The organism is Flavobacterium sp. (genome assembly GCF_035760125.1).
In the GTDB taxonomy this organism is placed as follows: domain Bacteria; phylum Bacteroidota; class Bacteroidia; order Flavobacteriales; family Flavobacteriaceae; genus Flavobacterium.
Map to the genome: position 1 here is coordinate 1 of NZ_DASTTN010000423.1, position 6653 is coordinate 6653.

The 6653-nt window shown below is 37.4% G+C and carries 7 protein-coding genes; 1 reads left to right on the top strand and 6 read right to left on the bottom strand.

Annotated features, from left to right (window positions below; genetic code table 11):
• Window positions 1–102 precede the first annotated feature (102 nt).
• From VFS71_RS14895 to VFS71_RS14920, 6 genes are all read right to left on the bottom strand, one after another.
• Window positions 103–690 (bottom strand): DUF4202 domain-containing protein, encoded by a 588-nt coding sequence (locus VFS71_RS14895; protein WP_326402214.1) that lies wholly within the window; start codon window positions 688–690, stop codon window positions 103–105.
• A gap of 31 nt (window positions 691–721) precedes the next feature.
• A complete protein-coding gene (nirD, locus tag VFS71_RS14900; protein ID WP_326402217.1) occupies window positions 722–1099 on the bottom strand; it encodes a nitrite reductase small subunit NirD in 378 nt (125 codons plus the stop codon).
• A gap of 110 nt (window positions 1100–1209) precedes the next feature.
• The gene (gene nirB / locus VFS71_RS14905; RefSeq protein ID WP_326402218.1) at window positions 1210–3717 is read right to left on the bottom strand and encodes a nitrite reductase large subunit NirB; all 2508 of its coding nucleotides are present in this window, start codon (window positions 3715–3717) and stop codon (window positions 1210–1212) included.
• Between the two features lie 594 nt (window positions 3718–4311).
• The gene (locus tag VFS71_RS14910) at window positions 4312–4677 is read right to left on the bottom strand and encodes a glyoxalase (RefSeq protein WP_326402219.1); all 366 of its coding nucleotides are present in this window, start codon (window positions 4675–4677) and stop codon (window positions 4312–4314) included.
• Between the two features lie 108 nt (window positions 4678–4785).
• Window positions 4786–5154 carry an iron chaperone gene (locus VFS71_RS14915; RefSeq protein WP_326402220.1) on the bottom strand — a complete coding sequence of 123 codons (369 nt, stop codon included), beginning with the start codon at window positions 5152–5154 and terminating at the stop codon, window positions 4786–4788.
• Window positions 5155–5181: 27 nt separating this feature from the next.
• Window positions 5182–5487 carry an EthD family reductase gene (locus VFS71_RS14920; protein WP_326402223.1) on the bottom strand — a complete coding sequence of 102 codons (306 nt, stop codon included), beginning with the start codon at window positions 5485–5487 and terminating at the stop codon, window positions 5182–5184.
• A gap of 266 nt (window positions 5488–5753) precedes the next feature.
• Between VFS71_RS14920 and VFS71_RS14925 the strand changes: the two genes are divergently transcribed.
• Window positions 5754–6653, top strand: a 900-nt coding sequence (locus VFS71_RS14925; RefSeq protein ID WP_326402225.1) for a peroxidase family protein, incomplete at its 3' end; no start/stop codon positions are given.

Below are 6653 nucleotides of genomic sequence, written 5' to 3' on the forward strand. Positions count from 1 at the left end.
ATTTTATCAAAAGATACTTTGGATTTTTTTTTCATATAGAAGACCGTAACTGTTTTTTAAACTTGAGTTTCAGTTTTTTATTTACCAATTTTAAAGAGCGATCTACAATCCCAACGAGTCTTTTATCAATTGAAGGTTTTCTGGGGTATAGTCTATTTTCAACGCTTCCTGGTGTCCTTTATCCGACATTTTATTCCAAGTTTTCAGAATAATGTTTTTCAGTTTTTCGGTATCGTGTTTGTGAACGAATGGGTCTAAGTAAAATTCTAAAAACACTAAACAAATAACGTCTTCCAACAGTTGGGTTTCTTCGTCTTTTTTAAGTAATTTTTTCTCAATCAAAAAAGAAACACGATCAATGAAGTCATCTTCATATCCTGCTTTTTTTAAGATTTCGGAAGTCATTTTGGCGTGGAATTTTTTTAAATCCTCCCTCCATTTCAAATATCCCACACGGTCCATGGGATAGGATTCTCTTGCTATTTTCCAACGGCAAATGTGTTGTGCTTTGGCTGCTATTTGAACGGCTTCCGACGCGTCAGGCTGAAAAATCATCAGTCTTTCATACATTCGATCGGAGTATAATAACTCTTTTGGGTAGGTTACGTCTTGGTAAATTTCGTTGTTTGGATCGGCTTCGTTTTCGGCATCAATCCACGCACTGGCGTTTAAGAAGGGGATAGTTTTCATTTGGAATAGTATATGTTCAAATATACATACATTATTCTAAAAACCCAACGAATACTTCATCTCCTTCGATTTTTACTGGATAAGTTGCAATTTTGTAATCTTCACCGTTTAGATTGGAACCATCGACTAATGAAAATGTTTTTTTATGCATCGGACAGGCAATTTTTGGAACTCCATCTGCAGAACCGGTCATTCCTCTCGATAAAACCATTTCCATTTTGTGGGGACAGGCATTTTGGCAAGCGTACCATTCGTTTCTTCTTTCGAAGTTAAAAATTGCAATTTGTTTAGTTTTGTATTTAATGCAACCACCTCTGTTACTTGGAAAATCTTTGATGTTTCCAGCTTTGAACCAAACTTTTACTGCGCTTAGGTTTACGGTTTCGTATTGGCTTAATAGTTCTTCCATGGGATTTAGTTTTGTTTTCTGATCCCAGCCCCACTATGAGGATTAGCAGAGCCGAGAGCGGAAAAGTTATTTTTGATTTTTTAATTGTCCTTCTTCGAAAATTTGGCATTTTACCAAGGTCTAGGCATTTTTTGGTCTCTTAACGGCACGTATTCTATGTTATCGTCTTTCTCATCTGAATTAACAAAGTGACTGAAACGTTTCATCAATCTTGGTTTTTCAAGTACTTGTTTCCATTCACATTCGAATGTTCCAACTAATTTTTCCATTTCTGCTTCCAATGTTTCGCAAATTCCTATGCGATCGTGGATGATTACTTCTTTTAGATAATCCAATCCTCCATCAAGTTTTTCCAACCAAGTAGAAGTTCTAACCAATGGTCCTGCGGTACGGATATAATACATAAGGAAACGATCCATGTATTTGAAAACTGTTTCTTTGTCTATTTGTTCTGCTAAAAGGACAGCGTGTTTCGGATTGGCGCCACCATTACCACAGATATAAAGATTCCATCCACCTTCTACAGCAATTACTCCAAAATCTTTCCCTCTAGCTTCGGCACATTCTCTAATACAGGCGGATACTCCACCTTTTAATTTATGCGGAGAACGAATTCCTCTGTAACGGTTTTCTAATTCGATGGCAAAAGTTGTACTGTCATCCATTCCATAACGGCACCAAGTATTACCAACACAACTTTTTACAGCTCTTAAAGATTTTCCGTAAGCATGGCCGCTTTCAAAACCATTATCTATTAATACTTTCCAGATTTTTGGCAAGTCATCTAATTGAGCGCCAAATAAATCGACACGTTGTGCGCCAGTTATTTTGGTATATAAATCAAATTGTTTAGCTACTTCTCCAATGACGATTAATTTTTCAGGAGTGATTTCGCCACCTGCAATTCTTGGCACAACAGAATAGGTTCCGTTTCTTTGAATGTTAGCCAGATATCTGTCATTTGTATCTTGTGTAGTTACGTGTTTGTTGGCAGTGTCATTATAAATACTAGAGAAAATAGAAGCTACAACGGGTTTGCAAATTTCGCATCCATCTCCATTTCCATGATGGTCGATTACTTCGTAATAATTAGTGTATTTATTGATTTTTACAAGATCAAATAATTCTTGTCTGGTATAATTAAAGTGTTCGCAAATGCTTTCTTTTACTTCTTTTCCAATAGATTTTTGCGCTGCTTTTACTAAGTCAGCTACCATTGGTTTACATCCCCCACAACCTGAAGTGGCTTTGGTTAATTTTACGACATCTCCAAATGTATTTGCAGTTCCATCAAGAATCGAACAGCAGATAGCGCCTTTGGTAACGTTTTCACAAGAACAGATTACCGCAGTATCCGGTAAATCGGACGCGCTTCCAAGTGTAGAGCCTTCGCCTCCGCGTGAACCCAAAATTAAATCTTCTGGATTTGCAGGCAAGGCCATTGCATTGGCGTAAATTTGAAATAATCCGTTATAGTCTGATGAATCTCCTACAAGAATTCCTCCCAAGAGTGTTTTTCCGTCTTTGGTGACATTGATTCTTTTGTAAATGCCACTGAATTTGTTTTCATAAACAATTGCTGTAACATCTTCATTTTCGATAAAAGGATCACCAAAACTCGCAACTTCAACTCCAATTAATTTCAATTGAGTAGACATATCGATGGTTTCTCTCATCGTTTTATCCCCTTTAAGGATTTGCTCGGCGGCAACATCTGCCATTTCGTAGCCTGGAGCTACAAGACCATAAATCATTTGGTTGTATAAAGCAACCTCACCAATGGCAAAGATGTTAGGATCAGATGTCTGCATTTTATTATTGACCACGATTCCGCCTCTAACGCCTACTTCAAGTCCTGAAACTCTTCCTAGTTCGTCGCGAGGCTTAATTCCTGCAGATATAACCAACATATCAACCTTTAATAATTCATCATTGGCAAACATCATCCCCTTTATGCTTTCTTCCCCATCTATGTATTGGGTTGCTTTATTAAGATGAATCCCTATATTAAGCTCTTCAATTTTGGATTGCAACATATCGCTTGCTGCTTGGTCTAACTGTCTTGGCATCAATCGTGGGGCAAATTCCACCACATGTGCATTTAAGTCTAGATCACGTACCGCTTTAGCAGCTTCAAGTCCTAATAAACCACCTCCAAGAACAGCAGCTTCGGTAGCACCGTTGGCTTTTATTTTTTTGGCGTAGGTCATAATAGCATCAAGATCTTCGATGGTTCGATAAACGAACACTCCTTCTTTTTCAACCCCGTCAATTGGCGGTACAAAAGCAGCTGATCCTGTAGCCAAAACTAAGTAATCATACTCATATGTTTTTTCTAAGTGAGTATGTATTGTTTTTTTCTCTCTGTTGATATCTGTAATTAACTCCGAAGTGTTTAATATGATATTATTCTCTTCATACCATGATGTCGTTGATAAAGACAAATCATCAGCGCTCTTCCCTGCAAAGTATTCACTCAAGTGAACTCTGTCATAGGCGCGTCTTGGCTCTTCTCCAAATACTGTAATTTGATAATTTTCTTGCCCAGATTTCGAAATGAATTTCTCGCAAAATTTATAACCTACCATGCCGTTTCCGACTACTATTACATTAATCATAATCTGTTAATTAAGTATTACTACGCAAACATACGTATAAATACTTAATTTAAATACTTAATTTTTATTTTTTTTCTAAAATAGAATCATTTTTAATTACAACTGTCTGAATTCTGAATAAATACGTAGTTTGATTTGGGCGTGTCCTCGTTGCACAACATTTTGATACACAATATAATTATTGCAGCAACGAGGTCAGGCTGTCCGCTGTATTCCCGATTTAGAAAAACTACGGCAAAAAAGCCTTGTTTTTCTAAATCGGGAGATGCCGCTTCCATCCTTCACGCAATTCCTGCATATAAGGGATTTTGGAATTAAAATAGTATGGAATACTTATGGAAAACTAAGTAGGGAAGTGAGAAGATTGTTGTTTTGTTTTTTGAAGAACGAATTATCCGAGCGAAGCGAATGGAGTACTAGCTAATCACATTTAGAGTGTCCAATGAAGTTGTGTTTGACTTTGATGATAAAAATTGAATGCTAGGCTTGATAGAAGCGGTATACTTTTTGTCTCGTTTTTTACGAGGCAAAAAGATACAAGCTGATAGCAGGAATAAGCTCCTAATCATTTAGATATGTCCTAAAAAATATTTTCTATTTATAAAACTCCCCAATGTGCCAAAGAATTCCAGATGGGTCGTGAATAAAACATTCCTTGCCCCAATCCATTTCACGGATGGGAACTAATTTTACATTTTCGTATTTTGAAGGCAAGTCCAAATCTAAAAGTTCAGTCCAAAATTGGTTTACATTTTCGACTTCCAAAAAAAGCATAGTGTTGTCTATCCAGTCTTTGACATCGGCGTCTTGTAAATAAAACCCAATTCCCTTGGTTTCAAAATAAGAGAAATTGGCCCCCAATATAATTTCCTTAAAACCTAAGTCTTGATAAAAGCTTCGGGAAGTTTGAAAGTTCTTAGAACCGATAAACGGTCTGATTGATTTGGCTTTATGTTCCATAGTTTTTTTTAGATACTAAGTTTCTGAGATGCTAAGATACTAAGTAAAATAATTTTTTAATTTTTTTTACTAAAACTTAGAAACTGAGTGTTTCTGCAACTTAGCCACTTAATGTTTACTATATTTCATCTCATTTTCTTTTACCCTAAACACAACGATTTGCTCTATGAGCCAGTATGGGATTGGGTGGCTAACAGGAAACTGAACAGAGCCTTTTCCCTGTTTATAATTGGAAAGTTCATTGGCAAACTCCGTGTGTCCAGTTGGCGTTGCATAAAAGCCAATGTGTTTTTTATAGCCCGCAAAATAGACCAATGGTTTTCCGTGAGTTTTGTAGGCAGGCATTCCATACGATATGCTTTCTACGGCTTCGGGCGCTTTTTTAATAATGGTCTTGCGAACGTTTTCCAAAAGGGATTGTATATCTTTTGGAAATGTTGCTATATATTCATCAACGGATTTTAAATCAGTTTTCATATCAATCGTTTTTAAGTGGTTTAATTATCAACTTCCAATTAAAATAGTTGGCAGTCCACCTGTGGAAATTCGGTTGGCATCTGCTGCTACTTCCTGCATGCCCACTGATGACATCGCTGTTTGTAATGCTTCAGGCGATTCAAAAGGCATTGTAAACATTTGGTAGAAAGGTTGTGCACCATCTGGAGTGGGTAGAAATTTTGTAAGCGTATAAGGTTTTACAGTTGTGGGAAGTCCAGTTTTTTCATGAAGTAATGCTAAATGGCTTGCATAATCAACTTCAAATTGTTGCACATTGACGGGTTGCGGATAGAGTACGATTAATTGTAGCATTTTATTATTTTTATTTATTGATGCCTACTCTAATTGGTTTTCGGCTTTCCCGTTTAATGTTGTTGATTTTTTCATTAAAGATTGTGGTTTGATACTGTGAATTTTACTTAACTAAATTACAAATAAAAAAGGTATTTTGATCAAATTCAGAATTATTCTAAACTGTGATTTTGTACTATAACTATAATTTTTATCTATCGAAAAAATAATTTAGATAAAAATAATTTTGGTAAATTCGTGAGTAAGTTTTTAAAAATCATCACATTATGGAAAATAACGAAAATCAGAATGGACATTCAAACGGAGAAGGCAAATGCCCGTTTTCAGGAGCCAGTTCAAAACAAAGTGCCGGATCAGGCACAAGAAACAATGACTGGTGGCCAAATCAGTTAAAATTAAATGTTCTTCGTCAGCATTCCTCGCTGTCCAATCCTATGGGGGAGGCGTTTGACTATGCTGAGGCTTTTAAGAGTCTTGATTTAGCAGCAGTTAAGAAAGATCTTTTCGCATTAATGACCGATTCCCAAGACTGGTGGCCTGCTGACTATGGTCATTATGGACCGTTCTTCATCCGAATGGCTTGGCACAGCGCTGGTACATACCGTATCGCGGACGGTCGCGGTGGTGGTGGGGCAGGTACTCAAAGATTTGCTCCGCTGAACAGTTGGCCTGATAATGTAAACCTTGATAAAGCACGTTTACTGTTATGGCCTATCAAACAGAAATATGGCAAAAAAATTTCATGGGCAGACTTAATGATTCTTGCTGGAAATTGTGCGCTCGAGTCCATGGGTTTCAAGACTTTTGGATTTGGTGGAGGACGAGCCGATGTTTGGGAACCTAATGAAGATATCTATTGGGGATCCGAAGGAAAATGGTTGGATGATAAAAGGTATACAGGTGACCGCGAATTGGAAAATCCGCTGGCTGCCGTTCAAATGGGTTTGATTTATGTGAATCCAGAAGGACCAAACGGAAACCCTGATCCACTTGCTGCAGCGATTGATATTAGGGAGACTTTTGCCCGTATGGCTATGAATGACGAAGAAACAGTTGCACTTATTGCTGGGGGGCATACCTTTGGTAAAACACACGGTGCTGCGGATCCCAACCAGTACGTTGGTGCAGAACCAGCAGCTGCGGGAATTGAGGAGCAAGGACTTGGT